Origin of the sequence: Bradyrhizobium sp. CCBAU 25338 (genome assembly GCF_028128965.1) — a bacterium.
In the GTDB taxonomy this organism is placed as follows: Bacteria; Pseudomonadota; Alphaproteobacteria; order Rhizobiales; family Xanthobacteraceae; genus Bradyrhizobium; species Bradyrhizobium liaoningense.
The window spans coordinates 15,659-41,700 of sequence record NZ_LFKY01000026.1; the positions used below are offsets into that span (position 1 = coordinate 15,659).

General features: G+C 61.1%; 26 protein-coding genes and 1 pseudogene. 19 read left to right on the forward strand and 8 right to left on the reverse strand.

Annotated elements, in window-relative coordinates:
* The first annotated feature begins 9 nt into the window (after nucleotides 1-9).
* The 8 genes from trbE (at nucleotide 10) to ACM42_RS09130 (ending at nucleotide 7,994) form a co-directional block, all read left to right on the forward strand.
* Nucleotides 10-2,451, forward strand: a complete 2,442-nt coding sequence (gene trbE, locus ACM42_RS09100; protein ID WP_271527609.1) for a conjugal transfer protein TrbE — start codon at nucleotides 10-12, stop codon at nucleotides 2,449-2,451.
* Entirely contained in the window at nucleotides 2,448-3,179 is a 732-nt protein-coding gene (gene trbJ / locus ACM42_RS09105; RefSeq protein ID WP_271527610.1) for a P-type conjugative transfer protein TrbJ, read from the forward strand. The genes trbE and trbJ overlap by 4 nt, the downstream gene beginning before the upstream one ends.
* Nucleotides 3,179-3,559, forward strand: a complete 381-nt coding sequence (trbK-alt, locus tag ACM42_RS38685; protein ID WP_442868915.1) for a putative entry exclusion protein TrbK-alt — start codon at nucleotides 3,179-3,181, stop codon at nucleotides 3,557-3,559. The genes trbJ and trbK-alt overlap by 1 nt, the downstream gene beginning before the upstream one ends.
* Nucleotides 3,560-3,562: 3 nt before the next feature.
* A complete protein-coding gene (gene trbL / locus ACM42_RS09110) occupies nucleotides 3,563-4,816 on the forward strand; it encodes a P-type conjugative transfer protein TrbL (protein WP_271527611.1) in 1,254 nt (417 codons plus the stop codon).
* Entirely contained in the window at nucleotides 4,816-5,499 is a 684-nt protein-coding gene (gene trbF / locus ACM42_RS09115) for a conjugal transfer protein TrbF (protein WP_271527612.1), read from the forward strand. The genes trbL and trbF overlap by 1 nt, the downstream gene beginning before the upstream one ends.
* A 92-nt stretch (nucleotides 5,500-5,591) precedes the next feature.
* Nucleotides 5,592-6,530, forward strand: a complete 939-nt coding sequence (gene trbG, locus ACM42_RS09120; RefSeq protein WP_271527635.1) for a P-type conjugative transfer protein TrbG — start codon at nucleotides 5,592-5,594, stop codon at nucleotides 6,528-6,530.
* Nucleotides 6,527-7,744, forward strand: coding sequence for a TrbI/VirB10 family protein (locus tag ACM42_RS09125; RefSeq protein ID WP_271527613.1), 1,218 nt, complete (start codon nucleotides 6,527-6,529; stop codon nucleotides 7,742-7,744). Before trbG ends, ACM42_RS09125 begins: the two co-directional genes overlap by 4 nt.
* Nucleotides 7,745-7,748: 4 nt before the next feature.
* The gene (locus ACM42_RS09130) at nucleotides 7,749-7,994 is read left to right on the forward strand and encodes a DUF2274 domain-containing protein (protein ID WP_128918413.1); all 246 of its coding nucleotides are present in this window, start codon (nucleotides 7,749-7,751) and stop codon (nucleotides 7,992-7,994) included.
* Here the strand turns inward: ACM42_RS09130 and ACM42_RS09135 are convergent.
* From ACM42_RS09135 to ACM42_RS09145, 3 genes are all read right to left on the reverse strand, one after another.
* Nucleotides 7,961-8,920 (reverse strand): LysR family transcriptional regulator, encoded by a 960-nt coding sequence (locus ACM42_RS09135; protein WP_271527614.1) that lies wholly within the window; start codon nucleotides 8,918-8,920, stop codon nucleotides 7,961-7,963. The two genes, ACM42_RS09130 and ACM42_RS09135, sit on opposite strands and share 34 nt — an antisense overlap.
* 82 nt (nucleotides 8,921-9,002) lie before the next feature.
* Nucleotides 9,003-9,635, reverse strand: coding sequence for an acyl-homoserine-lactone synthase (locus ACM42_RS09140; RefSeq protein WP_195787491.1), 633 nt, complete (start codon nucleotides 9,633-9,635; stop codon nucleotides 9,003-9,005).
* A gap of 84 nt (nucleotides 9,636-9,719) precedes the next feature.
* Nucleotides 9,720-10,448 carry a LuxR family transcriptional regulator gene (locus ACM42_RS09145; RefSeq protein ID WP_271527636.1) on the reverse strand — a complete coding sequence of 243 codons (729 nt, stop codon included), beginning with the start codon at nucleotides 10,446-10,448 and terminating at the stop codon, nucleotides 9,720-9,722.
* A 312-nt stretch (nucleotides 10,449-10,760) separates the two neighbouring features.
* On the opposite strand from ACM42_RS09145, the pseudogene ACM42_RS09150 reads away from it, so the two are divergent.
* A pseudogene (locus ACM42_RS09150) lies at nucleotides 10,761-11,008 on the forward strand (dihydrolipoyl dehydrogenase); the annotation flags it as partial.
* A 1,039-nt stretch (nucleotides 11,009-12,047) separates the two neighbouring features.
* Here the strand turns inward: ACM42_RS09150 and ACM42_RS09155 are convergent.
* From ACM42_RS09155 to ACM42_RS09165, 3 genes are read right to left on the reverse strand one after another with little or no spacing between them, the layout of a single operon-like run.
* On the reverse strand, nucleotides 12,048-12,950 hold the full coding sequence (locus ACM42_RS09155) for an efflux RND transporter periplasmic adaptor subunit (RefSeq protein WP_442868916.1): 903 nt from the start codon (nucleotides 12,948-12,950) through the stop codon (nucleotides 12,048-12,050).
* On the reverse strand, nucleotides 12,947-13,165 hold the full coding sequence (locus ACM42_RS09160; protein WP_195787492.1) for a DUF1656 domain-containing protein: 219 nt from the start codon (nucleotides 13,163-13,165) through the stop codon (nucleotides 12,947-12,949). The genes ACM42_RS09155 and ACM42_RS09160 overlap by 4 nt, the downstream gene beginning before the upstream one ends.
* Nucleotides 13,162-15,441 carry an FUSC family protein gene (locus ACM42_RS09165; RefSeq protein ID WP_271527616.1) on the reverse strand — a complete coding sequence of 760 codons (2,280 nt, stop codon included), beginning with the start codon at nucleotides 15,439-15,441 and terminating at the stop codon, nucleotides 13,162-13,164. Before ACM42_RS09165 ends, ACM42_RS09160 begins: the two co-directional genes overlap by 4 nt.
* On the opposite strand from ACM42_RS09165, the gene ACM42_RS09170 reads away from it, so the two are divergent.
* Entirely contained in the window at nucleotides 15,394-16,260 is an 867-nt protein-coding gene (locus tag ACM42_RS09170; RefSeq protein ID WP_442868917.1) for an AraC family transcriptional regulator, read from the forward strand. The two genes, ACM42_RS09165 and ACM42_RS09170, sit on opposite strands and share 48 nt — an antisense overlap.
* Here the strand turns inward: ACM42_RS09170 and ribB are convergent.
* Nucleotides 16,219-17,295: a 3,4-dihydroxy-2-butanone-4-phosphate synthase gene (gene ribB, locus ACM42_RS09175; protein ID WP_271527637.1), complete on the reverse strand. Its 1,077-nt coding sequence runs from the start codon at nucleotides 17,293-17,295 to the stop codon at nucleotides 16,219-16,221. The genes ACM42_RS09170 and ribB overlap by 42 nt on opposite strands.
* Nucleotides 17,296-17,437: 142 nt before the next feature.
* The gene (locus ACM42_RS09180) at nucleotides 17,438-18,061 is read right to left on the reverse strand and encodes an Lrp/AsnC family transcriptional regulator (protein WP_028140604.1); all 624 of its coding nucleotides are present in this window, start codon (nucleotides 18,059-18,061) and stop codon (nucleotides 17,438-17,440) included.
* A 608-nt stretch (nucleotides 18,062-18,669) separates the two neighbouring features.
* Here ACM42_RS09180 and ACM42_RS09185 point away from each other — a divergent pair.
* From ACM42_RS09185 to ACM42_RS09225, 9 genes are all read left to right on the forward strand, one after another.
* Nucleotides 18,670-19,023: a VOC family protein gene (locus tag ACM42_RS09185; protein WP_271527617.1), complete on the forward strand. Its 354-nt coding sequence runs from the start codon at nucleotides 18,670-18,672 to the stop codon at nucleotides 19,021-19,023.
* A 90-nt stretch (nucleotides 19,024-19,113) separates the two neighbouring features.
* A complete protein-coding gene (locus ACM42_RS09190; RefSeq protein WP_018316668.1) occupies nucleotides 19,114-19,638 on the forward strand; it encodes a flavin reductase family protein in 525 nt (174 codons plus the stop codon).
* 114 nt (nucleotides 19,639-19,752) lie between these two features.
* On the forward strand, nucleotides 19,753-20,622 hold the full coding sequence (locus ACM42_RS09195) for a branched-chain amino acid ABC transporter permease (protein WP_028140601.1): 870 nt from the start codon (nucleotides 19,753-19,755) through the stop codon (nucleotides 20,620-20,622).
* Nucleotides 20,606-21,637 carry a branched-chain amino acid ABC transporter permease gene (locus ACM42_RS09200; protein WP_240536500.1) on the forward strand — a complete coding sequence of 344 codons (1,032 nt, stop codon included), beginning with the start codon at nucleotides 20,606-20,608 and terminating at the stop codon, nucleotides 21,635-21,637. The genes ACM42_RS09195 and ACM42_RS09200 overlap by 17 nt, the downstream gene beginning before the upstream one ends.
* Complete coding sequence (locus ACM42_RS09205; RefSeq protein WP_028140599.1) at nucleotides 21,634-22,359, forward strand: ABC transporter ATP-binding protein; 726 nt, start codon at nucleotides 21,634-21,636, stop codon at nucleotides 22,357-22,359. Before ACM42_RS09200 ends, ACM42_RS09205 begins: the two co-directional genes overlap by 4 nt.
* Entirely contained in the window at nucleotides 22,352-23,071 is a 720-nt protein-coding gene (locus ACM42_RS09210) for an ABC transporter ATP-binding protein (protein WP_271527618.1), read from the forward strand. The genes ACM42_RS09205 and ACM42_RS09210 overlap by 8 nt, the downstream gene beginning before the upstream one ends.
* 105 nt (nucleotides 23,072-23,176) lie before the next feature.
* Complete coding sequence (locus ACM42_RS09215) at nucleotides 23,177-23,941, forward strand: enoyl-CoA hydratase/isomerase family protein (RefSeq protein ID WP_028140597.1); 765 nt, start codon at nucleotides 23,177-23,179, stop codon at nucleotides 23,939-23,941.
* A gap of 4 nt (nucleotides 23,942-23,945) precedes the next feature.
* Nucleotides 23,946-24,737 (forward strand): creatininase family protein, encoded by a 792-nt coding sequence (locus tag ACM42_RS09220; protein WP_271527619.1) that lies wholly within the window; start codon nucleotides 23,946-23,948, stop codon nucleotides 24,735-24,737.
* A gap of 167 nt (nucleotides 24,738-24,904) precedes the next feature.
* Complete coding sequence (locus tag ACM42_RS09225) at nucleotides 24,905-26,038, forward strand: LLM class flavin-dependent oxidoreductase (RefSeq protein ID WP_271527620.1); 1,134 nt, start codon at nucleotides 24,905-24,907, stop codon at nucleotides 26,036-26,038.
* The last annotated feature ends 4 nt before the right edge of the window (nucleotides 26,039-26,042 follow it).

The window sequence follows — 26,042 nt, forward strand, 5'->3', positions numbered from 1 at the left end:
TTCCTGGTCATGATGAATCTTGCCGAATATCGCCGCTCGAACACCCGCCTCGCGGATTTCCTGCCTTGGGCCGCATTGGTCGGGGAGGGCGTCGTCCTCAACAAAGACGGTTCATTCCAGCGCACCGCAAGGTTCCGCGGACCGGATCTCGACAGCGCAGTCCCGGCCGAACTCGTCGCCGTCGCTGGTCGCCTCAACAGCGCCTTGCGCCGTCTTGGCTCCGGCTGGGCCGTTTTTGTCGAGGCTCAGCGCCATGCTGCATTCCGATATCCGGCAAGCACGTTTCCGGATGTAGCGTCCGCCCTGGTCGACGCCGAGCGAAAGGCCCAGTTCGAGGAGGCGGGAGCTCACTATGAGTCGAGCTATTTCCTCACCTTCCTCTATCTGCCACCGGCTGAGGACGCCGCGCGGGCGGAACGGTTTCTGTATGAGGGCCGCGATCGGACTGAGAACGCCGACGCCCGCGAGGTGTTGCGCGGATTCGTCGACCGCACCGATCGGGTGCTCCAGCTGGTCGAGGGTTCTATGCCCGAATGCGTCTGGCTGGATGACCCGGAGACGCTGACATATCTGCACTCCTGTGTGTCGACGAAGCGTCACCGCGTTCGGGTGCCCGAGATCCCGATGTATCTCGATGCGCTGCTGGCGGATCAGCCGCTGACCGGCGGCCTCGAGCCGATGGTGGGTGCGTCGCATCTGCGCGTTCTCACTATCGTCGGGTTTCCGACCGTGACGACGCCCGGAATACTCGACGAATTGAACCGCCTGGCGTTCCCGTATCGCTGGTCGACGCGGGCAATCATGCTCGACAAGACGGATGCCACCAAGCTGCTGACGAAAATCCGTCGGCAATGGTTTGCCAAGAGGAAGTCAATCGCCGCCATTCTCAAAGAGGTGATGACGAACGAGGCCTCGACGCTGCTCGACACCGACGCCCACAACAAGGCGATGGACGCCGATGCCGCGCTGCAGGAGCTTGGCTCGGACCAGATCGGCGAAGCTTATCTCACGGCGACTGTCACCGTATGGGACGACGACCCGCGCGCCGCCGACGAGAAGCTGCGTCTGGTCGAAAAGACGATTCAAGGGCGCGACTTCACGGCGATGACCGAGACGGTGAATGCGGTAGAAGCCTGGCTCGGCAGTCTGCCGGGACATGCCTATGCCAATGTTCGGCAACCACCGGTCTCGACTCTCAACCTGGCCCATATGATTCCGCTGTCGGCGGTCTGGGCCGGCGAGGTGAGGGACCATCATTTCGCGGCACCGCCTTTGCTGTTCGGAAAAGCCGAGGGTTCGACCCCTTTCCGATTTTCTCTCCACGTCGGGGACGTCGGGCATACGCTGGTGGTTGGGCCAACCGGCGCCGGTAAATCAGTGCTGTTGGCGTTGATGGCGTTGCAGTTCCGCCGCTATCCGGGGGCGCAGATCTTTGCCTTCGATTTCGGCGGATCGATCCGGGCGGCTGCGCTCGCCATGGGTGGCGACTGGCATGACCTGGGTGGCGCGCTGTCGGACGATGCGTCAGAACCTGTTGCGCTGCAGCCGCTGACCTGGATCGACGACCCCTCCGAGCGGGGTTGGGCGACGGAATGGATCGCCGCGATCCTGACGCGGGAAAAGATCGAGATCACGCCCGAGGCCAAGGACCATCTGTGGTCCGCGTTGACGTCGCTGGCCTCGGCGCCAATCCAGGAGCGTACCCTGACAGGCTTGTCAGTATTGCTCCAGTCGAGCGCGCTGAAGCGGGCCCTGCAACCTTATTGCCTCGGCGGGCCTTATGGCCGGTTGCTGGATGCCGAACTCGAGCGCCTCGGCGAAGCATCGGTTCAGGCTTTCGAGACCGAAGGATTGATCGGTACCGGCGCCGCACCCGCGGTACTTGCCTATCTCTTCCATCGCATTGGAGATCGCCTCGACGGCCGCCCAACCCTTCTCATCGTCGACGAAGGTTGGCTTGCGCTCGATGACGAGGACTTTGCCGGGCAGTTACGCGAATGGTTAAAGACGCTGCGGAAAAAGAACGCCTCCGTCATCTTCGCAACGCAGTCGCTCTCAGATATCGATGGCTCAGCGATTGCGCCTGCCATTATCGAGAGTTGTCCGACCCGTATTTTGCTGCCGAACGAGCGGGCCATCGAGCCGCAGATCACGGCGATTTATCGCCGCTTTGGTCTCAACGACCGGCAGATCGAGCTTTTGAGCCGTGCGACACCGAAGCGCGATTACTACTGCCAGTCCCGCCGCGGCAATCGGATGTTTGAGTTGGGTCTGGGCGAAGTCGCGCTCGCTTTTACTGCGGCCTCTTCCAAGATCGATCAGGCCTCAATCGAACGGCTGCTCGCAGAACATGGCCGCGACGGCTTCGTGCCCGCCTGGCTCCGACACCGCGACGCCTCGTGGGCCACTGATCTCATCCCCAATCTGGGTAATCTGGAGATATCATCATGAGACGTCTTTGCGTTCTCGCGGCGGCGAGCGCTGTCGCATTGTCGTTTGCTGCCGTGTCGCCGACATCTGCGCAGTGGGTTGTCTTTGATCCCAACAACTATGCCCAGAATGTCCTGACGGCTGCGCGCGAGTTGCAGCAGATCAACAACCAGACCACGTCTCTGCAAAACCAGGCGCAGATGCTGATCAATCAGGCGAAAAATCTCGCCAATTTGCCATACTCGTCGCTGCAGCAACTTCAATCGTCGATCCAACGTACCCAGCAACTGCTCGCTCAGGCCCAGCGCATAGCCTATGATGTGCAGCAGATCGACCGCGCGTTCTCGACCAGTTATGCGCCGGCGACGGGCAGTCAATCCAATCAAGTACTCATCACCAACGCGCAATCGCGTTGGCAAAACTCGGTCGCCGCGCTGCAGGACGCCTTGCGTGTGCAGGCCGGCGTTGTCAGCAACCTCGACACCAACCGCACGCAGACGTCGGCGCTGGTGACTTCGAGCCAGGGCGCAAGCGGCGCCCTACAGGCGACGCAGGCCGGCAACCAGATCCTTGCACTTCAGGCTCAGCAACTCGCCGATCTCACGGCGACCGTTGCAGCGCAAGGCAGGGCGCAAAATCTTGAATCGGCTCAACGTGCGGCGGCGCAGGATCAGGGCCGCGAGCAGCTGCGGCGGTTTCTGACCCCGGGCCAGGGCTATCAATCCTCAAATGTGCAGATGTTTCATTGATGAGCGGGTTCAGCAGGTTCAAACGACTGCCAATTGTCGCAGCGGCCGGATCCATGATGTTGGTGATGGCGGCATGCGCCATCCAGCTCCGCGGTGACGGCAATGAGGCGGCGTCAAATTCGGCGGGTCCACAGACCACCGGCACGATTGGTTCCAGTCTCGCGCGGTGCCGAACGGTCACGCCGGAACAGACAGCAACCTACGACGACTGTCGTCAGATCTGGGCTGAGAACCGACGCCGGTTTTTCGGTCAGAAGAGAAGTGCGACGGCTCCCGCTGGCAGTGACGCGCTCTCCAGCCAACCATCTGAGTTGCCACTAAAGGATCAGAGCCGGATGCCGCAAGGTCATCCGTCGGTGGCCCTCCCGGAAAGTGAATAAGCCATGACCGGCACCGGCGTGATCGATCAGTTCCTCGATACCTATACCCGCTATATCGATTCTGGCTTCGGCCTTCTGGGCAGCGAAGTTGGCTTTCTTGCAACGACGTTGGCTGCAATCGACATTACCCTCGCGGCTTTGTTCTGGAGCTGGGGGACGGACGACGATCTGATCGCACGGCTCGTCAAGAAGACGCTGTTCGTCGGCGTCTTCGCCTACCTGATCGGCAACTGGAATAATCTTGCCCGTATCGTGTTCGAGAGCTTTGCCGGTCTCGGGCTGAAGGCCTCCGGTACAGGCCTGTCATCCGCGGATTTCCTGCGACCGGGTCGAATTGCCCAGGTTGGCCTCGATGCCGGCCGGCCGATCCTCGACTCGATCTCCGGTCTGATGGGTTACATCAGCTTCTTCGAAAACTTCGTCCAGATCGTCGTTCTGCTGTTCGCCTGGGTCGTGGTGCTGCTCGCCTTCTTCATTCTGGCGATCCAGCTGTTCGTGACCCTCATCGAGTTCAAGCTGACGACACTCGCCGGCTTCGTGCTGATCCCCTTTGGTTTGTTCGGCAAGACCGCATTTGCGGCCGAGCGTGTGCTCGGTAACGTTGTTTCGTCAGGCATCAAAGTCCTGGTCCTTGCCGTTATCGTTGGCATCGGCTCGACTCTTTTCTCTCAGTTCACATCTGGGTTCAACGGCGGACAGCCGACCATCGAAGACGCTATGGCGCTGGTGCTCGCGGCATTGACGCTGCTCGGTCTCGGCATTTTTGGTCCTGGGATCGCCAACGGCTTGGTGTCCGGCGGACCTCAGCTCGGCGCGGGTGCCGCGGTCGGAACGGGCCTTGCTGCTGGCGGCATTGTTGTCGCAGGCGCGGGCCTGGCTGCGGGCGGAGCTGGGCTTGCCGGAGGAGCGATGGCAGGAGCCGCGCGCGGCGGCGCCGCGCTCACAAGCGGTGCATCTGCGGCTTATCGCAGTGGCGGCCTCAGCGGTGTCGCCGATGCCGGGCTCTCGGCAGTGGCAAGCCCGCTGCGCCGGGCAGCGGCAACTCTCAGTAATAGCGCTCAATCGGCTGACCACGCGCCAACCACAGGGGGCGCCGAGACCGGGAACACCGCGACGGATAGTCCGCCCGATTGGGCGCGGCGCATGAAGCGTGCCCAGACCGTCAGCCATGGCGCATCAGCCGTCACCCATGCCGTTCGCTCCGGCGACCATGGCGGAGGCGGCGCATCGATCGATCTCTCCGAAGGAAACCACTGATGTTTAAACGTCCCTCCGTTCACTACGGCCGCACGCCTGAGCCCGTCACGCCCTATCAAAGAGCGGCGCAAGTCTGGGACGACCGTATCGGGTCAGCCCGCGTGCAGGCAAAAAACTGGCGATTGATGGCATTTGGATGCCTCGCGCTGTCGACGGGTCTCGCCGGCAGTCTCGTCTGGCAATCAACCCAAGGCACGATCACGCCTTGGGTGGTCGAGGTCGATCGTCTTGGCCAGGCCCAGCGGGTGGCACCGGCCAATACAGACTACCAGCCGACCGACCCGCAGATCGCCTACCACCTGGCGCGATTCATCGAAGATGTCCGGGGCCTGCCGGCTGACGCCATCGTGTTGCGTCAGAATTGGCTGCGCGCCTATGACTTCACGACCGATCGCGGTGCCGCCGCCCTCAATGACTACGCCCGCACCAATGATCCCTTTGCCAGGCTCGGCAAAGTGCAGGTGTCGGTCGAGGTATCCAGCGTTATTCGCGCGTCGATGGAGAGTTTTCGGGTGGCGTGGGTTCAGCGGGCCTACGACAACGGCTCTCTCAGTTCAACCGAGCGCTGGACAGCCATTCTCTCCGTCGTGATCGAGACGCCGCGCGATGCCGATCGGCTGCGCAAGAACCCCCTCGGCGTCTACGTCCACGCCATCAACTGGTCGAAGGAGTTGGGGCAGTGAATACGTTATTTCGTAATCTGGCTTCTCCGCGCCGTGCTTCATGCAGCCGCTTCGTCTCGTTCAGATCAGATGGTTCGGCGTTCCGAAAAGCGATATTTCCGGCACTGCTGCTGTGCGTTTCGGCTTTGGGTGGTTGCTCCACGTTCACCCCGCCCGAAATCAGCTACGACAGTGATGTTCCGCCATTTCCTTCACCGCCGGTGCCTGCCGACGACAAGCCGCGGCCGCTTCATGTCCCGCCACCGTGGAAACCGGCCCTTGGTGGCAAGTCCGGTACTAAGGAAGAGACCGAGCCGGTGAGCCGGGTCGAGACGGCGAACAGTGCAGCTCGGGTCGAACCGCGCAAGAAGGGATATTTTAACGCCGCACAGGTCTACGCCTACAGTCCGGGTGCGCTGTACCAGGTTTACGCCGCGCCCGGACAAATCACCGATATCGCGCTCGAGGAAGGTGAACAACTGACGGGATCGGGTCCGGTCGCGGCAGGCGACACCATTCGTTGGGTGGTCGGCGATACCGAAAGCGGCAACGGAGATACCCGCCGTGTCCATATTCTGGTGAAGCCCACGCGCGCGTCGATCGAAACCAATCTTGTCGTCAACACCGATCGGCGCACATACCTGATCGAGCTGCGCGCCCGCGAGAAACCCTATATGCCTTCGGTCGCCTGGTACTATCCGGAGGACCGGCCGGGAAGGGGGCGGCCCGTGGCTTTGACGCCGGTGCTGCCCGATCCGACGCAGCGTCGCTTCCGCTATGCCATTGAGGGCGACGGACCACCCTGGCGACCGCTCACCGCTTATGACGATGGACGCAAGGTCTACATCGAGTTCCCACAGGGCATCGTTCAAGGCGAGATGCCGCCTCTCTTCGTCATTGGTCATGACGGCAAGACCGAGATCGTGAATTACCGCGCCAACGGTAACGTCCTCATTGTCGACCGGCTTTTTGCTGCCGCGGAGTTGCGGCTCGGTGGCGAGCACCAGCAGAAAGTCCGGATTGTCCGGACCGACGGGAGGCCGTCGTCATGAGCACACCTCAGAGCGATAACAGTAGCGGGCAGCCCGGCGCGCCGAACAGGTCAGAAGAATTGGCGCAGGGCTTCCGGCTAAGAGCAGATCATCCCCGCGTCACGCGGCTGTCCCGTAGGGTCCTGGCGGGAGGTGCTGCCGTTGCATTGGTTCTTGTTGGGGGTGCCGCGCTTTGGGCGCTCCAAAATAATCGCTCGCGCGGGCCTGCGGCTGAAGAGATCTACAGCACCGATCATCATAGCGTCGCTGATGGCCTCGCCGAATTGCCGAGGGACTATGCCAGCGTCCCTCGTCAAGTGCCCTCGCTGGGCCCACCACTTCCTGGTGATCTCGGCCGGCCAATCCTGGCTGCTCAGGGACAGCCGCCAGCCACGACCACGACTGGTTTCGATCAGGAGCAGCAGCGTCGTGACCAGGAGACCGAAGCCGCACGTGTCAGCCGTTTATTCGCTTCCACCAATATTCGCGAGACGACACCCGCAGCTGCCCAGGCTTCGAGCGCGGACCGAGCCGCCTCATCATTCGTGCCGGGAACTGACGATAGCTTTGGGCAGAACGGCCAGGATCGCAAACTTGCCTTCGTTAATGCATCGGTTGATCGCCGTACCACAAGCCCGGACCGCGTCACGAAACCGGCTTCGCCGTATGTGGTTCAGGCAGGGACGGTCATTCCCGGAGCTCTAATCACCGGCATCCGCTCAGATCTGCCCGGGCAGATCACGGCACAGGTGACCGAAAATGTCTACGACACGCCGACCGGACGCTTTCTGCTTGTGCCTCAGGGAGCGCGTCTGATCGGAATTTACGATAGCCAGGTAAGCTTCGGCCAGTCCCGTGTCCTGCTCGTGTGGACGCGGCTGATCATGCCGAATGGACTTTCCATCGTTCTCGAGCGGCAGCCTGGCGCTGACAGCGCTGGTTATGCGGGCCTTGAAGACCAGGTCGACAATCACTGGGGCGAGCTGTTCAAGGCTGCGGCGCTATCGACGTTCTTGGCAGTCGGGACGGAAATGGGAGCAGGTTCCGACACCAATAGCAACGACAGCACCATCATCCAGGCATTGCGACACGGCGCCTCGGACTCGCTGAATCAAACCGGACAACAGGTGGTTCGGCGCAGTCTCAACGTCCAGCCTACTCTGACCGTGCGACCTGGTTTTCCAGTTCGCGTTCTCGTCAATCGTGACCTCATACTTGTGCCATACGGAGGGTAACGCCATGCCCAAGCTTAGAATAGGAGCGCTGCCCGACGACAAGCCGGTCAAGGTCGCCACTGAGCTTCCAGCGTCAGTGCATCGAGATCTCGTCGCCTATGCAGAGGCCTTGGCGCGCGAAAGTGGGCAGCGTATCGACCCGGCAAAGCTGATCGCGCCCATGCTGGCGCGCTTTATGGCCACGGACCGTGGATTTGCAAAAGCGAGACGATCTGGTCATTCCCCAAGAGCCGGCGAGGGTGAGGGATAGCGTTCTGCCAACAGATTGAGGAAACGCTTCAGAGCCGGATTCTCATTGTCGTCGCGCCAATGCGCATAGAAGTCCACCCGGCTTGGTCCCGCTCCGTCCTGCAACTCCCGGTACACAAGGCCAGTGAAGCTTGCACCAATATCCGATTCCATAGCCAGACTAAGTCCCATGCCCATACTCGTCAGACTCTTGATAATGCCACGGCTTACGTCATGGCGTTCTACCTTGGGCCGATCGTCGGCCAGTACCAGCTTCGAAATCAAGATATCCTCGAGCTCTCGTCCTGGATCATATTCACTTAGAAGGATCTTTTCGTTACGCAAATCGGTCCAATAGATGATCTCGCGTGCCGCAAGGCAGTGATCCTGCGGCAACGAGATCAGGATGCGTTCGCTCCAGAGCAATAGTGATCTTGTGTCCTTTGAAGGTAAACGTCCAGGGCTAACGACAACGTCGACGGTTCCGCTACGGAGGGCAGTCATCAGACGGAAGTGTGAGCGTTCCATCGTTGCCAGTTCAAGCCCGGGGAACAGCTTCTTAAACTCACCTATCGTCGCTCGCAAATTGCCGGTGGACATGGATGTGAAGAAGCCGACGACAAGATGCCCAGTATCGCCGCGACCACCGGACCTTCCGGTGTCAACGAGCATATCGACCTGCTCCAGAATCAGTCGTGCAATGCGCAAAACTGCGCTGCCGGTCAACGTAGGCTTGATTCCCCCACTTGAACGCTCAAACAGTGAAGCTCCCACGAGGTGCTCGAGTTGGACGATAGCACGGCTGAACGCGGTATGTCTGATTGAAAGCGCCTCTGCGGCTCGTCGAAAACTTCCATGGTCAGAAGCGGCAACCGCAAGTCGAAGCTGTTGCAGGTCAACAGCTCTCGCCGCGTTCCGCTGACCGTTCCTAGTTTCAATTTCCGTCATGTTTATAGCTCGGTAGCGAACCGCAAGACGCGGCGTCCCCGCTCTAGGCGGGAACGGGCATATCGTACTGGCCTGCATTGTTCTACGCGGCCGCGAAAATTACTGGCGTCCAAAGGGCCGGTGCCGAAAGCCCGCCGGCTCTACGAAGGGTGACCAGGGTATCGCGCGAGATCTCGAGGTAACCCGCCACGGCTAAGGTGTTGCCAATTGCGGAAGGATTGCCAATGCGCCGCAGGGGCCAACCCGCTCGTCTAAGGATTCGCTCCATACGGACGTCTGTGACGGTAACGATGTCAGTGAGTTGTCTTGAGAGCCCGAACTCTACCATTCCCGCAAATAGCTCGTAAACAGCACGAGTAAGACCGTGATCCCCCTTCGGGGCATCGGCAGCAACATCGATCGCGAATCTACTACTTTCCCAAACGAGAGGAGTTGACGGCGCAGGTTGACCTTCGAGAAGCGTAGGGAAGGTGTCGCAAAGCATGGTCGGGCCAAGTGTCGGGAGAAGGCGTACGGAACCTTGCACCTGCCCGTTGTCACATAGCTGGACTAGGTAAGCGGGATGCAGTGCATCGAAATCGTCGATCTCCATGTCGCCGCTGGTTTGAACGTCCCATGCCATGCGAAGTTTGAAAACGCGATACCGTAACCGATGCATTTCGGCAAGTGTCTCGGCGAACTGTCCATATAAGGACGGTGTGATTAGCTGAATCATAGTCCCTCCAACGGTGTACATCGTCACCTTTGGAGCGGATCACGCGTCTTAAGTCAGTACCTGTAGTTGTAGGGGGCTGCGCCCCTAATTTTGCTGTTTTCTTTTCACAGCGGCTAAGCGGGCTACCGCTTGCACAATCGTCCGAACACCAAGCTTTTTCTTCGCGCCTTCTAGGTAGAAGGCAACTGTGTTGCGCGAGATGCCGAGAATGCAACCAATCTCCCAAGCGCTCTTGCCCCGAGCTGCCCACTCCAAGCATTCGAACTCACGCGGTGACAGGCGTGCCCCCTCTATATCGTCTACGTTCACCAGCTTTCGGCGGGTATGAGCATGGAAATACATCGCCATAAGCTGAAGAGCGCGTTCATGCGATTCAATGAACCGTTCGAATTGCGGGCGGTTCTGGTCCACGGCAAAGGTCAATGCAGCGATGGGGCCGTGGCCGTCGTGAATGGGCACCGTAAAGCCAAATCGGATTCCGAATTCCGCGGCCTCTTCGAAAAGCCGATGCTGTGCTTTCGATGTGAACTTCGAGTTGAAATTAACCCCCCACCGAAAGGGCTCGGGGCTTCGAAGAGCTTCTCCGATGACGGGATCAAGCACTTGATAATTATTTCGTAGATAGTGTGCTACCCACCGCGATGGATATGTAGAGATTAGGCGCGGTTTGACTTTGCTTGAGTGCTGGAGGGCTAGATAGGCAAAACACGATAGGTCCAAAGCGGTCGCTGTGTCCGCCATGGCTTTGGAGAAGTCTTGGAGATCTTCTGCGGTCGCTAGGAGATCAATGAAATTTTGAAAGATGCGGTGCATCGCTGCCAAGCAAGCCGTGCATGGTGCGAGAGCAGAGATCTCGCCCAATTCGTTGATTGTGCCCACAACAAGTGACCAAAGAGCCGCGCTTCGCGGCCGGTGAAGTCAAGGCAAAACCCTCTTGTACCAAACACCACAACGTCGTGCCTCGTACAGTTTGTCTTTGCCTATTCTCATAACGCCCCCGGCATTTTGTGCCGAAATCGCAGCCGTCACCCCCCAAAGCGCCGAATGTGATGCGGCTATGCAACTGGCCAGGAGCCTGCGTCTGCCGGGACACTGCGTTGACCGGCCAGAAAGGCCAGTTTGCCGACCAAGCTAATCATCGACCAAGAGACTCACCGGATCATCGGCGGTGTGATTGTTGGCCCGCAGGCTGGCGACATGATCGGAGAACCTGTCGGCGATCGAGATGGGCGCCGATGCAATTGATATCAGCAAAACCATTCATCCGCATCCGACGTTCGGAGAAACAATAGGCCTAGCTGCCGAAGTACGATGGCGTTTGCACGGATGTGTTGCCGGGTGCGAAGAGGTCGACCAAGTGCGCGAGCCACTAGAAATTCAAAACATGAACCTGCATCAGGTGTCTCGCTGCCGATCGTTCATATGGGACCCGAATATGGCGGGAACTCCTCGGAGGGAGGTCAAGGTACCTTTGAGCGTTCAGGAGGAGGAATTTGCCGCGGCATGTCGATACGTCGTTCTGGAGAGAAGACCTGATCTAGCAGCATCCATCGTCATTGTAGACAGCCAGCTCAGGATTGGGAATGACCGCATGTTCGGTCGCATTTGTAGAACTCGGTCGTGCCAGATTGGTGCGAATTCCACATCTCGCAATCGAAGGCAAGGCGATGGCGCTGGAAAAAGTGCCTAGGCTCCTGTTCGACCTGTCGAGCTTCAGAAGAAAGACGCTCCGCGCGCTAGGTAGAGACGATCGAAGACAGTACCTCGGGAAATAGGCGCGATTTCGTCAGCGCGCGATTTAAAGGAATGGACACTCATCATCGCAACGCGAACTCAGGCAGTCATCCTCGGCAGAACCCTCGGCGATTGGGAGTTCTGAATTGCAAAAGCAGGTATGGCGGCGCGGGCATTGCGAGATCTGAGCCGGGCGATGAAATGAGCTGTTCTGGACGTGCGGAGCCTGGTGATCGGGACCCTTCAAGTTTCGCGCGCGCTTTTTGGTCCAGTCGAAATCGTACCTCGCGTCAAATGCCGAAAATGGCGCTGAGAGCTGCGGACTTCAGCACAAAATGCGGTCTGATGTGCACGACAGTATTGCTGCTGGATGTCGTTCGTTAGATTTCCGCGATCGAATTCCGCATTCGGCGTTTGCGAAAGATATCCGATCTTCGTTTCCTCCCTCTACTTGGCCCGGCGCGATCGGCGGACCCTTTATCACGGTCATCTGGTGCCGCGGCGAAACGGCGTTATTTCGCGATTCTTGCTTGCGCTTACGGTAACAAACGCTAGTTATTTCAATGCTCCGGACCAGACTACGAATCTGAGGGTCGGATGTTCGAATCGTTCCGGGCACGCCATTCGGCTTTGTTTTCATTAGATTTTCTCGGCGCCGGCTGAGCGCGTTACCGAGCGTTACCGTAAAACGCCCATGGTGTTTGGCGGTGCGTTGCGGTTTCCAACATTGACTTGCACCGTCGCAGTCGTTCCGACGATCAGGCGATCGACATCTTTGCGCGGGATGCGGATCCGAACCGGAATGCGCTGGGCGAGCCTGACCCAGGAGAACGATGGATTGACGCTGGCGAGCAGGCTGGACCCCAAACTTCGATCGCGGTCCTCGATTCCGCCAGCGATACTCTCGACCCGACCGCTCAGCGTCGTTCCGTTCATCAGCTTCACGTCAACGGCGTCACCGAGGTGGATCCGCGGGATCTTGGTCTCCTCGAAATAGCCTTCGACACGCACGGTGTCGATGTCGATCAGCGCCATGATGCCGCGCCCCGCGGCGAGATAGGTGCCGGGCCGTAAATCGAAATTGGTCACGCGGCCATTCGCGGGTGCCCGGATTTCGGATCGATCGAGATCGAGCCGCGCGATCTGAAGGTCGGCCACGGCCTGACCATAAAGCGCCTTGGCTTGCAAATCCGTAGCGCGGATCGTCTCGCGCTGTTGCTGCGACACGACACCTTCGCTCAGCTTCTCGTATCGTGCGCGGTCGCTCGCTGCCTTCTCCGCGGCGGCTTCGCGGTTGGCCAGAGACGCCTCTGCTTGTTGGACGGCGAGGCGGAAACGGTCGGGATTCAGCCGCAGCAAGATATCACCCTTGCGGACGACCTGATTGTCCCGGACCAGCACCTCGTCGACCAGCCCGGAGACATCGGCGGCAACGGCGATGATGTCGGCGCGGACGCGGCCGTCCCGTGTCCATGGCGCCGCCTCATAATGCTCCCACATGCCGATGCCGACCGGTGCCGCGACGCTCACCATCAGGACAGTGAGCATCATGCGGGGAAACATCGAACTCATCGTTGTCATAGCGGCAGCTTTCCCAGAACAGCGTAGAAGATCTTGGTCAGAATGACGAAGACGGCGAAGTCGAACAGCGCGGGGTGCCACGCATACCTTCGAATATGGACGCCGATGAATTTGCGGTTGGCCGCGGAGGCGATAAAGCAGGCCGCGAGCGCACAAGCACAGGCCAGCGCTAACGTCGGAACGTAGACGCCGGCAATGGCGATTTCCTCGTTCATGGCATGGCCTTGCTGGACAAAGCATGAGCATCCGGAAACATCGTCCGACGTAGGCCGATCAGCGCGAGCGTTCGCTGCTGGCAGGCGGTCGTGTCTTTGCGCGTGTCGCACAGCGCGTTGTCGATCGCGGCCAGAAGGGCGCGCGCATCGTCAGGCGTCAGTTTCGCGTTGCCGCGGGCCAGCCAGCGGAATGCCTGCGACAGCATCGGCAGAAGCTGCTGGAGGCCAGGGTCGGTGCGCGCGTCCTCGTGCACTGCGGCTTGCCTGAGCGCGAGCAGATCGAGGCCGATTTGCAGCGCGGCCAAAGGACGGGCTTCCACCGCGATGTCCGTCGTCGCGCCAGCCAGCCGAGGGATCACCAGGCCGAATCGATCAAGCATGATGCTGGTCCATCTGGCGCGGCTCATCGGCCGCCGTGCAGCAGCCAGCCTCGCCAGATCGGACCAGCCGTGGCGCAGCAGACGCTGCGCCGCTCCCGATGCCGACAGTGAACGCAGCAATCGAATTGCGATGAACGCTGTGAGAAGTCCGATCATCGCAGCCGCATTGCTATTGATGAACAGAGCGAAGTCGGCGCTGAATTTGTTCTGGAGGTCGAGCGCGCTGATCAGTCCGAGACCGAGCGCCAGCGCCTTGATGAAATGCCGGGGATTGGCCTGCAGATAGCCGATCACCAGAAAGGTCGGCGCCAGCGAGAACACCAGCATCGGAAAGCCGGTGGTGGCCGGGAAGATCACAAACAGGTAGATCGTGGCGATCGGTAGGCAGGCCAGCGTCCAGAGCGCGTAGGAAATCAGCGTTGGCGCGGGATCGTCGAGGCTGCTGTAGAGCGCCGCGGCGATGGCGGCGATTTGCGTGGCGACGCCGCCTTCCGGCCAGGCCGTCGTGATCCAGACCGTGCAGCAGCCGAGCACGGCGACGCCAAGAGCCACGACCGACAGGACGGCAAGGCCGGGATCGCTGTGCAGGCGTCGCCTCACGTGTCGATCCCGCAGGCCAGCTTGGCTCCAAGTGGCAGGGTGAGCACCGCTGTGCAATGCCCGCGACAGGTTTCGCGCGGCAGCCAGCGCTTCGATCAGCGTGGCCAATCTGGCCGCGGTTCCGGCCTCGATCAGCCGATCCCATTCGCTGCGATCGTCGCAACAGGTCGCTTCGAACGATGTGCACTTTCTGATCAGTTCGTCGGAAGTGGCCGGTGATCGCCCCGGCGCACGTGTCCAGTCGGCGAGTTCAGACAGCAGGTGGTTCAACTCGGCCGAGCGCCGCTCTCCCAAGGCGGCGAGTCCGTCCTCCACCGACAGCAGCATCGGCAAGACCAATGCGAGCTGGTCCTGCACGGCACCGATGGCGCGCAGGTCCGGCTTGCTCGCGGCGGTGTCGTAGCGCAGGTGCGTCGACAGGATCTCGATTTGCGTGATGTCCGCAGCGAGCTTCCAGCGTCCCGTATTCGGTGCCTTGTCGACGCGCGCGCAGAGCACATCGGTGGTCCGGGCGAAGGCGTCCGACAATGCGGCGCAGAGGGATTTCAGCACAGGAGTAGTGACGTCGCTCGGGAACAGCAGGGTGTGCACCAAGGTCGCACAGCCGATGCCGAGCAGGATCTCCTCGACACGTGACAGCGCGGTCACAAATACCATCGCCGGAACGTTGACGCTCGAGAACGCGATTGTCGTCGCGGTGTAGCCTGCCAGCAGGAAAGCATAGCTGCGCGGCGTGCGATCCTGCAAGGAGATATAGAGGCAGAGTCCGGCCCATGCGGTAACGGCAACCGACAATAACGCGGGTTGATCGACCAGGATCGGGACCAGCGCCAGCGCCACGCAGGCGCCCAGCAATGTCCCGACAAAGCGGTAGACGGCGCGTGACCGAACCGCGCCGGCGAACGGCTGTGCGGTCAGATAGACCGTGAGCATCGCCCAATATGGCCGCTCCAATCCGAGCCGGAAGGCAAAATAGATCGCGAGCATTGCCGCGATGAAGGAGTTCGAAGAGAACAGCGCCCATTTCGGATCGAGCCGGCCGGGCACTGCTGTTGCGAGAAGCCGAGACAGAAATGGTGAAGGCATGATGTGATCGTCCGTGAAGCACGGAGACCATAGGCGTTGCTGCGTCGAGAGAATTTCGTTATTCTGCCAATTAATTGCTAAAGGATGACAATGCGCGGCACGCTCTATCAGCACTATCGGCGGTTCGATCCTGACATTTTGGACCGTCCGATCGTGGCCGGCATGGTGGATACCCGGGAGCAGGAGGACGAACTGCCGGTTCACATCCATCGCAAGGGACAGCTCGTCCTCGCCCAGCGCGGCGGTGTGACGTGCGAAGTGCCGAGCGGCCTGTGGATGGTCCCGCCGCGCTGCGGCGTCTGGATTCCCGGCGGTATGCCCCACAGCAATCGCGTCAGCGGCAACGCCAGCCTGCTGTTTCTCTATGTGGACATGGATGCGGCGAGCGTGCCGCAGGAATGCTGCACGCTGTCGATCTCACCGCTGTTGCACGAGCTGATCCATCGGATGGCGACGCTGCCCCCGCTCTACGATCCCGACGGCCCGCCCGCGCAGATCGCCGCGGTGCTCCTCAACGAGTTGATCGCCATGCCGACCGAACGGCTGCATCTTCCGATCACGCGGAGTTCGAAACTGCGTATGATCGCCGATGCTTTGATGGACAATCCGGCCGACCGTAGGACCGTGGCGGAGTGGGCGCAAGCCGTCGCGCTCGGCGAGCGGACGCTGATGCGCATTGTGCTCGCCGAGACCGGCATGACCTTCAGTCGCTGGCGTCAGCAGCTTCAGATCATCGTCGCCATCCAGAAATTGTCTGCTGGCAACACGGTTCAGTCCGTGTCCGAGGCGCTCGGCTACGAGTCGGTGAGCGCGTTCATCACCATGTTCAAGAAGGCGCTTGGCAAATCGCCGGCGCGCTACTTCTCCGAGCGCGAGGCCGGCCAGACTGGCCCGGGGGAGACCTGCCGCGACACGAACTGCAAGCTTCGCCGGATGCCTGAGGTGCGGGACGCGCTCAATGGACTTTCGAAACGCGGATGGCTGGAGTTAGAGCGCTTCGTTTCGGACGATCTCGATGCTGAAGCCTGACAGTCCCTTGAAGTGATGCGTCGACGACGTGAGGTGACGGATGGAGCTGATCTTGAGATCCCGCAGGATCTGGGCGCCGACACCGATCTCGCGCCATTGCCGATTACGGTCGTCTTCGCGCGAACTGATCGGGCCTAGCGGCGCAGGCGGAACGCCCGCCGCGCCGTCGCGCAGATAGACGAGCACGCCGCTGCCATTATCCTTGAAGCGTTGCAGAATGACGTTCATTTTGGCCTGTTCCTGACCCGAGAACAAATCGCGCAGGATGTTGGGTTTATAGAAGCGCGTGAGGACGTTGGTGCCGTCGCCCAGTTCTCCGTAGATATAGGCGACGTGATGAATGGGGTCGAACGGCGAGCGATACGAATAGCCCTGGAGCGGGCCGATCGAGCTCTCCGCCGTGACGCTCGAGACGCGCTCGATCAGCGTCTCGCGGGCCTGCCGGAAGCTGATGAGGTCTGCGATGGTGACCTGTTTCAGCTTGTGCTTGTCGGCGAACGCCGCGACTTGCGGACCCTTCATCACCGAGCCATCGTCGTTCATCAGTTCGCTGATGACACCGACCGGCTCGAGACCTGCCAGTCTGCACAGGTCGACGGCGGCCTCGGTGTGACCCGAGCGCAGGAGTACGCCACCTTCTTTTGCGATCAGCGGGAAAACGTGTCCCGGCCGGCAAAAATCGCCGGCGCCGACGTTGGGGTTGGCGAGTGCACGGCAGCACGAGGCCCGCTCTTCGGCCGAGATGCCCGTACCGTTATCCGGCCGGTAGTCCACTGACACGGTGAACGCCGTGGTGTGAGCCGAGTCGTTGTTGACAACCATCGGGTCAAGCCGCAGGCGTCTCGCGTCTTCGAGGGTAATCGGAGCGCAGACGATTCCCGATGTATGGCGAATGATGAAGGCCATCTTCGCAGCCGTACACCGCGAGGCGGCAACGACGAGGTCCCCTTCGCCCTCGCGATCGTCGTCGTCGGTGACCACGACGATTTCGCCGTCGGCGAGCGCCTGCAGGGCCGCTTCGATCGATCCCGTCATCTCGGTCGCTCTGCTCGCTGGAACCGACGGGTGCTCGCGTTGGGTCGTGTGCGGATTGTCAGGCTCGCAGCGCCGCTCGAGCACTCTGCCGATCTTAACTTCACCATTATTGCCAACTGGCCGGAGCCCATGGCGGGGCGCCTCATAGCCTTTCCACGCTGTAGCTGGGACGATTGGTGTCGAGCCCGATCGGCGCATCGGACAGCAATGGACCGGTTGGGTCGTATCGGGGTCTTGGTGAGCGCTCCAGAGGGCGCGAGGGGGTGGCGCAAGCCTTGACGGTGACCGGCCGATTGGCGTCGATCGGCAGCACGGTCTTGTGCGAAATGCGCTTGAGGGCCAGATTTGATCGAATGCTGCTGACGCCGGGAATGCGGGATAGTTTGTTGACAATCAGGTCTTCGAGATCTTCGATGTCGGCCGCCATGACGCGGAGCATGTAGTCGCTCTCACCGGTCATGAGATAGCATTCCATTACCTGGGCCAGCCGGTCGATGGATCGGGTGAAATTCTCGAGGGACGTCTGGACCTGCTTTTCCAGCTTGATCTGGATGAAAGCCGTTACACCAATGCCGAGCACGGCGGGATCGAGAAGGGCAATCCGTCGATCGATCACGCCGAGTTTTTCGAGTGTTCTGACGCGTGCCAGACACGGCGACGGCGAAAGATTGACGCGTGATGCGAGCTCGACATTGGTCAAGCTCGCATTCTGCTGGAGCTCGTTGAGGATCTTAATATCTATTCTGTCGAGAGAGGTTGTCGACATCGCGTATCTCCCAAGTATGGCAGTCTTCTGCGGCGCGTATCACCGTCGTTTGCGGGGTGATGACAATCGCGTGGTAAAAGCTAACCGCAATTGCGCTTGTGGGATTTCGACAAATCGTCGATTTGTATCGAAAAACCGTCAACCTTCGCATTGTGCATTGCGATCAAAAGGTTAGTTGCCTACTTCCGATACATTTTTTGCCTATGCGATATGCAGGCCGACGTTGATCCACGGATTCGGTCAAGATGTAATGCCCGCCGCTCCATCGATTGGCTCCCCGTGTCACTTGACGGGACGTGCAGCAGAGCTCGATGTCGAGAACTGCCCTGTTTCGTACAACCGCCTGTCGTCGCGTGTGGCTTCGGTCCCACGTCGCTGACCACGCCGCGGGCGTTGCGCGAGACAAAAGGTTCGCAGCAACGACGCCCACCTCGTCAACCAGAAAATGGCAAAGATCGGCCGGATGCAGAGTTGGATCTAGCGGCTCGACAAGTCGTTACAGCATAAAATGCTGATGAAGCTTCTGTGACAGGCGTTGTTCAAGCAGTAATGCTGAGAGGCTCGGGCGACTATCCACCCACGATCGCACTTGGGTAGCGACGGTTTGGATGTCGAGCGTGAAACTGAAGCAAGTCTATTTGACAGCGAACGATCCTGGACGCCTGGCCGAGTTCTACGAAGGCCTGGGTCTGAAGGTGCGCTTCGCTGATCCCGGCAAGTGGATCCAGTTCGTGAGCGATGCGGCTGCGTTCTGCGTCGCCGGACCGACGGAGTCGGTCTCGGACCAGCTGCAAGATGCCGTTCTTGTCTTCGGTGTCGATGACCTCGATGCCGCCATGGAGCGTGCCGCAGCCATGGGGGCGCAAGTCGACGCGGTCCGGGACATGGAAAGTCACGGCCGTGCGGTGAAGGTGCGGGATCCGGGCGGCAACGTCATCCAGTTTTATCAAGCAGCCGGATAGCTCAGACGTTCACCGGGGCAGCGCTGCATGCCCGGACTCACAACCAGACAAAGAGGGCGCATCCATCTCATGAATCCAAGGGTCGTAGCCATGCCGTCCGCAACACCGCCGCTGTCCGAAACGAGCCCACTCGATGCCGCAGCATTCCGTGCTGCGATGCGCAGCGTGCCGGGCACCGTGTCGATCGTCACGACAGGTCGGGCGCCGAACCGCCATGGTCTGACACTGACGGCGGGCTGCTCGCTGTCGGCGGCTCCGCCCAGCGTGCTGGTTTGTGTCAATCGATCTGCCGGTGCGCACGACATCATTCTCAGCAGTGGGTCGTTCTGCTGGAATATTCTAGGAGTCGAGCATCGCGATCTGGCGCTCAAGTTTTCCGGGCAGGACGGCAGCAAGGGCGATATCCGCTTCGGTGACGGTTTGTGGTGCGATCTCAAAACCGGAGCACCAAGTCTGGTCGGCGCGGTCTGCAGCTTCGATTGCCGCGTGGTGAATGCTTACAGCGACAGTAGTCACACCATTTTCACCGGAGAGGTGGTGGCTCAGACCACGAGGGCCGGATGTGAGTCGCTCGTCTACATCGACGGATGTTTCGCCGCGCCAAAGGCGGTCTGAAACACAGGACGACGTCAGGCGCCGCTACGTTTCCGCTACAGCCAAGATGGAACCGATCAGCATGCAAGGAAGACGAAGACTTTCTATCGCGCATCCATCGGCGGTCGGTCGCTGATGCTGTCGCTCTGGCTCAATGTCATCGCCGGCGGGGTGCTCATCGGGCTGGTTTACGGGCTCGTCGCGCTCGGTCTCACCATCATCTTCGGCGTCATGCGCGTGGTCAATTTCGCTCATGGCGAGATGGTCGTGTTCGGGATCTACATCGGATACTGGACCGTTCAAATCTGTGACATCCCGATCGTTTTAGCCGCCGCGATCGCCGCGGTCGTCATGTTCGTGTTCGGCTATCTGCTAGAGACGCTCGTCGTGAAGCGGTTCGTCAATCGGCCGCATCATTATCAGTTCATCGTCTTCATCGGCCTCTCACTGCTTTTCAGCGGCGTATTGCTGATGTCGTTCGGTCCGGATCCGCGGCCGACGGCGTCTCAGTTGTCCTTCCAGACCGTGAGCGTGGGTCCGCTCACCTTGGATTGGGCCCGCATCCAGGCGGCCGCTACGGCCGGACTGCTGATCGCCGCACTGGGAGCCTATCTGAAGTACTCCGCATTCGGCCGATCGCTGCGGGGCGCCGCCAATAATCGACTGGGCGGACTGGTGGTCGGGCTGAATATCCCTCGGGTCTATGCGGTGACCTTCGGCATCGGAGCCGCCTGCGCTGGCGTCGCCGGCGCATTGATCTCGCCGCTGTTCGATGCGCAGCCCTATCTCGCCGTCGACTTCACGCTGCTGGCCTTCGTGACGGTGATCGTCGGCGGTCTCGGCAGCTTCGGTGGCGCTCTTCTGGGCGGCCTGACGATCGGGGTCGCCGAAGCGATCGCGGCCTTGATGTTCACGCCGTCGATGAAAACAGCACTCCCTTACGCGCTCCTGATCATCATCCTGATTTTCCGTCCGAGGGGGTTTTTCGGTGCAAAGGACATCTGATCAAGCCAGCGACACCAAGCGTTGGGGTGCCGGCGCCCTGGTTTTCGCCGCCCTGGCCGTGGTGGGTGGCATGTCCAACGCCTACGTCATCTCACTTCTGACGATCGTCCTGTTGTTCACCTTCATGGGACAATCGTGGAACCTGATGCTCGGGATCGGCGGGCAGCTATCCATCGGTCACGCGCTGTTCGTTGGAATCGGTGCGTATGCGGTGGCGATCCTGAACATCAAATACGGCGTCACCCCGTGGATCGGTCTGCTGCTGGGCGCGGTGATTGCGGGCTTCGTCGGCGCGGTGCTGGCGTGGCTGAGCTTCCGCTTCGAGGTCCGTGGCATCTATTTCGCGCTGCTCACGATCGCAGCCGCCGAATTCGCCCGGATCATGTTCGGCGGGTGGGACTATGTCGGCGGCATGCAGGGCCTGTTCTATCAGGCGCCGAGCGGCACGATGGACCTCGGGATGCTGCGCGGTGACGCGCGGTTCTACTACTTCGTCGCGCTCGCGCTTGCGGCCATCGGCGTCGCGGGAACGGAGCTGATCTCGCGGTCCTATTGGGGCTATGTCTGGCGGGCGATGCGGGACGACGAAGAGGCCGCCCGCGCACTGGGGGTGCGGACCTTTCGCCACAAGGTGCTGGTGGTCTCGATATCGGCCGCGACGGCCGCGGTCGGCGGCGGCGTGCTGGGCTTGGTGCAGGGTGCGATCTTTCCGGATTCGATCATGGGCATGGCGATCTCGGTCGACGTACTGATCGGCCCTGTGGTCGGCGGATTGGGCACTGCGTTCGGCCCGCTGGTCGGCTCGATGGCAGCGATCCCGCTGCATCACGCCATGGGGGCGCTCGGCGACAGCCTGGGGCTCCCCGGACTGAACAGCGTCGCCTACGGGGCGGTGCTGATCCTGGTCGTGTGGTTTCTGCCCGACGGCATCTGGCCGGCGATCGTCCGGCTCTACGAGGCGATCCAGCTGCCGGCGCGCGGCCGGATCTCACAATTGCGGAAGGTCGAGGAATGACCGCGCTGCTCGAAGTGAAGAACCTGACCAAAGCGTTCGTTGGATTGGTCGCGGTCAATGACGTCAGCTTCTCACTGCAGGCAGGCCGCATCACCGCCCTTATCGGGCCGAACGGCGCCGGCAAGACCACCTGCTTCAATCTCGTCGCCGGGGCGCTGAGACCGACCGCCGGGCGGGTGCTATTCGAGAGGCGTTCGCTCGAGCGCGAGCCGCCCGAAGCGGTGTGCCGCATGGGCATAGCGCGCACCTTCCAGATCGTCCGACCGATGAAAGATATGTCGGTGCTCGAGAATGCCATGGTGGGCGCCTTCAGCTGGACGACGAACGTCAAGGAGGCGCGGGACAAGGCGTATGAGTCGCTCGAAAATGTCGGGCTCGCCGGCAAGGCGAATGCCCGGACGGATCAGTTGACGTTGCCCGATCGCAAGATGCTCGAGATGGCGAAGGCGCTCTCGACTCGCCCCAAGTTGCTGCTGCTCGACGAAGTGATGGCGGGGCTGCGTCCGACCGAAGCGGCAGGCGTCGTCGGCGTGCTGCACCGGCTCGCCGAGGGTGGACTGACGATCCTACTGGTCGAGCACGTGATGCGGATCGTGATGGAAGTGGCGTCGACCGTGGTGGTGCTACACCACGGCGCCAAGATCGCCGAGGGCAAGCCGTCAGAGGTGGTAGCGGATCCTGCGGTGCTGGAAAGTTATCTGGGAGCCGGTTTCCATGCCTGACGACGCGCTTCTCGAAGTCGACGACCTGTGCGTGGCCTATGACGGCTCCAATGCGCTGAACGGCGTGTCGCTCCGCATCGGCAAGGGTGAACTGATCTGCGTGGTCGGCGCCAACGGCGCCGGCAAGACCTCTCTGATCCGATCAATCGCGGGGATCGTGCCGTCGTCGCGCGGTTCCGTCAGGATCAACGGAGTCGAAATCTCGCGGCTACCGCCGTGGGACATCTGCGAAATGGGCATCGCTCAGGTCGCCGAGGGCCGCCAGATTTTCAGTGCGCTCTCCGTCGAGGACAATCTGCTGATCGGCGGCTCGCTGAAGCGGGCCAGGCACGACCTGGCAAATACGCTTGATTACGTCTATCAGCTGTTCGGGCGACTTCGCGAGCGCCGCGACCAACTCGCCGGCACGCTGTCCGGCGGCGAGCAACAGATGCTGGCGATCGGTCGGGCGATCATGTCGAAGCCAGAAATCGTGATGTTCGACGAGCCGTCGATCGGACTGTCGCCGGCGCTGACCGATGTGATGTTCGGCGTCGTCAAATCCCTCAACGAGCAGGGCATCACGGTCCTTCTCGTCGAGCAGAATGTCGCCAAGTCGCTCGCTCTGAGCAGCCGCGGCTATGTGCTCGAGAACGGCTCCGTGGTGTTGCATGGATCTAGGCGAGATCTGCTCGAGAACCCCGATGTCCAGCGTGCCTATCTGGGATTGTGAGGCGCGCCGTCTCGGCGAGGCGTCGGGCGTTGCGGCTCTCGTCTCGCCGCCGTTCGGTCCACCGCTCCCCGGCTGCTGCAGCCGCCTCTCGCTTGGGTCTCATTGATGAATACTGCCACTTCTCTCCTGATCGAGCGTGATCAAGACCTGGTTACGATCACGATGAACCGGCCGCCGGCCAATGCGCTGAATGCGCAACTAATCGTCGAGTTGCTGGAGGCGATCCGGCGCCTTGCCGACGACGAGAATCCGCCCGGCATCGTGCTCACCGGAAGCGGCGACCGCTTCTTCAGCGCAGGCGGCGACATCAAGGAAGTCGTCGGGATCGACGTCGCGAGGCCGCGCATCCGGTTCTTCCACGAACTCCTCGTGGCGATGGAGAACTATCCGGGCCCGATCGTCTGCGCCGTCCGCGGCTATGCGGTCGGAGGCGCCCTGGAGTTTCTGCTGCATGCGGACTATGTTGTGGCCGATGCGGCGTGCAAGATTGGATTTCCGGAAATCAACCATGGCCTGCTGCCGGTGACCAAAGGCATGCGCCGGGCCGTCGAGAAGCTCGGCGTGCGGGCGGCGCAAGAGCTGCTGTACTGGGGCGAGCTCGTCGGCGCGGAGCGCGCCGTGGCGATCGGCGCCGTGAACGAGATCGTCCCGACCGAGGAGGTCGCATCCCGTGCGCGAGACGTGTGCGGCGTGTTGCGGCAGAAAGACCGCAAGCTGTTCCATGCCATCAAGCGATCGCTCAACCTCACCGCGCAAATGAGCGATCAGGCGCTCGAAAAAATGACCGTGGCCGACCTCGACGCCTATGTCACAGCCGAGAGCTCAACCAAAGCGCGTGCAAGATTTTTATCAAAGAACAGTAAGGGTTGAGCCGATGACGCGCGGATATCCCGATCAGATCTATCTGGAGCAGATGAGCCACGAGGAAGTCGCCGCGGCGCTGGCCGATGGGTGCACGACGGTAGTGATCCCGCTGGGGGCCGTCGAGCAGCATGGGCCGCATTTGTCTTTGGGCATGGATGCGGATCATGCCGATGCTCTGGCCGAGCGGATCGCGCGCAGCCGCGGCAACACGCTGGTGGCGCCGACCATTACGGTCGGCTGCTCGTCTCACCATCTGCCATTCGCGGGTACGATCTCGCTACGGCCGGGGACGCTGGAAGCGATTTGTGTCGATTATTGCACAAGCCTGGCGCGGCACGGCTTCAAGCGTATCCTGATTCACTCGGGTCACATTGGCAATTTTCCGGTCCTGAAGGACATGCTCGGTCGCTTGCGCGAGGCCGTCCCCTCGGATGTCGAGATCCTGGCGTTCTTCGACTCGACGAAATGGATCGACACGTGGCGCGATGCGGTGCGCGAAGCCGGAGGAGACGTGTTGGCCGTCGGCGGCCACGCCGACATCGCCGAGACGTCGCTGATGATGGTCATTAGGCCCGACAGCGTCAGGCCGGATCGCTTCGAGGTGGGCCATCTTGGCGGCTTGTCGGAGGCTGATCTCGCACTGATGTGGAAGAACGGCATCCGATCGGTTTCGCAGAACGGCGTGATCGGAAGTCCGATCGGCTCGAGCTACGCCATCGGCGAAGCGTGCCTCGCGGCGGTCGCCGAGTTGCTGATCAAGACCTTCGATAGCGAGGCCGGAGCCGCCATCGCCCGCCGTTGACGGTCAGCCCGTCCGCTGCGTGGCGAAGCTTCCCGTGGCGTCTGCCATGTTGCGAATGCTGACAGCATAAAATTCGGAAAGCGTTACTACGCAACGCGGCTTTCGGGCGAAAATATCGCCACGCCTATGAAACCCTGTGCCATCTCGCAAGCTAAAAGGATTGAGACATGGCACTTACGTTTGGGTTCTGGTCTGAACAGGAAACCCAGGTCGGCCACAGTTACTCGCGCAGGCTTCACGAACTGGTCGACGAAGTCCGTCTGGCCGAGAAGGTCGGCTTCGACTGCGTCGCGCTCTCCGAGCAGCACGTGGCACTGGGCGGGATCTCGAGCTCGGCGCCCGAAGTGGTGTTCGGCTATCTGGCCGCGGTGACGTCGCGCGTCAAGCTGCGCGCGGCGGTGACGCTGATGCCGCAGCGCATCAACCACGCCTTGCGTTCGGCCGAGCGGCTTGCCGTGACCGACATCCTGTCCAACGGCCGCATGGAATTCTACGGCGGCCGCGCCAACACCACCATCGCGATGCGGGCGTTCAACGTCGATCCGAACGAAACGCTGGCGCAGATGGAAGAAGGGCTGGCGCTGCTGAAAGCGGCGATGCGCCAGGACATTTTCACGTTTGACGGCAAGTACTACCAGATCCCTCCGCGCCAGCTGGTTCCGAAGCCGCTGCAGAAGCCGCATCCGGTGATCGGGATCGCGGCGACCAGCGAGCGCAGTCATCTCTGGGCGGCCTCGCAGGGCTTCGCCGTGATGAGCAGCAACATCTATCAGGGCTGGGAAGCTCAGCAGAAGCTGATCGGCGCCTATCAAAAAAACTGGAAGTGCGACGCGGAGGGACCGCTGCAGCGTCCGCGTATCGGCATTCCGCTGTTCATCGGCATCGGGAAAACGGACGAGCAGGCCAAGGCGGATTATGCCGGCCCGCTAATGCACTATGCCAAGATCTCGACCGATGCCTATCCGCGTCTCGCGGCGATTGCCGACGACTACAAATACATGGGGGAGAGCGTGCCGTCGATGGAGCGCGCCGCCAACGACTGGGACTATCTGGTCAACGAGTCGGCCACGACGGTGTGCGGCAGCCCCGATACGGTCATTCGTCAGATCGAGAAGTTCGAGGCCATGGGTATCGACGAGGTGCTGCTGCACATGGACTCCGTCCCGCACGAAAAGATCATGGAGGCGATCGACATGGTCGGTCGCTACGTCATCCCGCATTTCAACGACGGAAACAACGTCGTGCGGCCGACCGAGGAGATTCTCGGGCAGATCCGGCTGATGCGGACCCAGAAGCAGTAATCGA

Coding starts and splice junctions, on each gene's coding strand:
- trbE (WP_271527609.1), top strand. CDS start 10: ATGATGAATCTTGCCGAATATCGCCGCTCGAACACCCGCCTCGCGGAT.
- trbJ (WP_271527610.1), top strand. CDS start 2,448: ATGAGACGTCTTTGCGTTCTCGCGGCGGCGAGCGCTGTCGCATTGTCG.
- trbK-alt (WP_442868915.1), top strand. CDS start 3,179: ATGAGCGGGTTCAGCAGGTTCAAACGACTGCCAATTGTCGCAGCGGCC.
- trbL (WP_271527611.1), top strand. CDS start 3,563: ATGACCGGCACCGGCGTGATCGATCAGTTCCTCGATACCTATACCCGC.
- trbF (WP_271527612.1), top strand. CDS start 4,816: ATGTTTAAACGTCCCTCCGTTCACTACGGCCGCACGCCTGAGCCCGTC.
- ACM42_RS09125 (WP_271527613.1), top strand. CDS start 6,527: ATGAGCACACCTCAGAGCGATAACAGTAGCGGGCAGCCCGGCGCGCCG.
- ACM42_RS09130 (WP_128918413.1), top strand. CDS start 7,749: ATGCCCAAGCTTAGAATAGGAGCGCTGCCCGACGACAAGCCGGTCAAG.
- ACM42_RS09135 (WP_271527614.1), bottom strand. CDS start 8,920: ATGACGGAAATTGAAACTAGGAACGGTCAGCGGAACGCGGCGAGAGCT.
- ACM42_RS09140 (WP_195787491.1), bottom strand. CDS start 9,635: ATGATTCAGCTAATCACACCGTCCTTATATGGACAGTTCGCCGAGACA.
- ACM42_RS09145 (WP_271527636.1), bottom strand. CDS start 10,448: ATGCACCGCATCTTTCAAAATTTCATTGATCTCCTAGCGACCGCAGAA.
- ACM42_RS09155 (WP_442868916.1), bottom strand. CDS start 12,950: ATGACAACGATGAGTTCGATGTTTCCCCGCATGATGCTCACTGTCCTG.
- ACM42_RS09160 (WP_195787492.1), bottom strand. CDS start 13,165: ATGAACGAGGAAATCGCCATTGCCGGCGTCTACGTTCCGACGTTAGCG.
- ACM42_RS09170 (WP_442868917.1), top strand. CDS start 15,394: ATGGTGGATACCCGGGAGCAGGAGGACGAACTGCCGGTTCACATCCAT.
- ACM42_RS09165 (WP_271527616.1), bottom strand. CDS start 15,441: ATGGATGTGAACCGGCAGTTCGTCCTCCTGCTCCCGGGTATCCACCAT.
- ribB (WP_271527637.1), bottom strand. CDS start 17,295: ATGACGGGATCGATCGAAGCGGCCCTGCAGGCGCTCGCCGACGGCGAA.
- ACM42_RS09180 (WP_028140604.1), bottom strand. CDS start 18,061: ATGTCGACAACCTCTCTCGACAGAATAGATATTAAGATCCTCAACGAG.
- ACM42_RS09185 (WP_271527617.1), top strand. CDS start 18,670: ATGTCGAGCGTGAAACTGAAGCAAGTCTATTTGACAGCGAACGATCCT.
- ACM42_RS09190 (WP_018316668.1), top strand. CDS start 19,114: ATGCCGTCCGCAACACCGCCGCTGTCCGAAACGAGCCCACTCGATGCC.
- ACM42_RS09195 (WP_028140601.1), top strand. CDS start 19,753: ATGCTGTCGCTCTGGCTCAATGTCATCGCCGGCGGGGTGCTCATCGGG.
- ACM42_RS09205 (WP_028140599.1), top strand. CDS start 21,634: ATGACCGCGCTGCTCGAAGTGAAGAACCTGACCAAAGCGTTCGTTGGA.
- ACM42_RS09210 (WP_271527618.1), top strand. CDS start 22,352: ATGCCTGACGACGCGCTTCTCGAAGTCGACGACCTGTGCGTGGCCTAT.
- ACM42_RS09215 (WP_028140597.1), top strand. CDS start 23,177: ATGAATACTGCCACTTCTCTCCTGATCGAGCGTGATCAAGACCTGGTT.
- ACM42_RS09220 (WP_271527619.1), top strand. CDS start 23,946: ATGACGCGCGGATATCCCGATCAGATCTATCTGGAGCAGATGAGCCAC.
- ACM42_RS09225 (WP_271527620.1), top strand. CDS start 24,905: ATGGCACTTACGTTTGGGTTCTGGTCTGAACAGGAAACCCAGGTCGGC.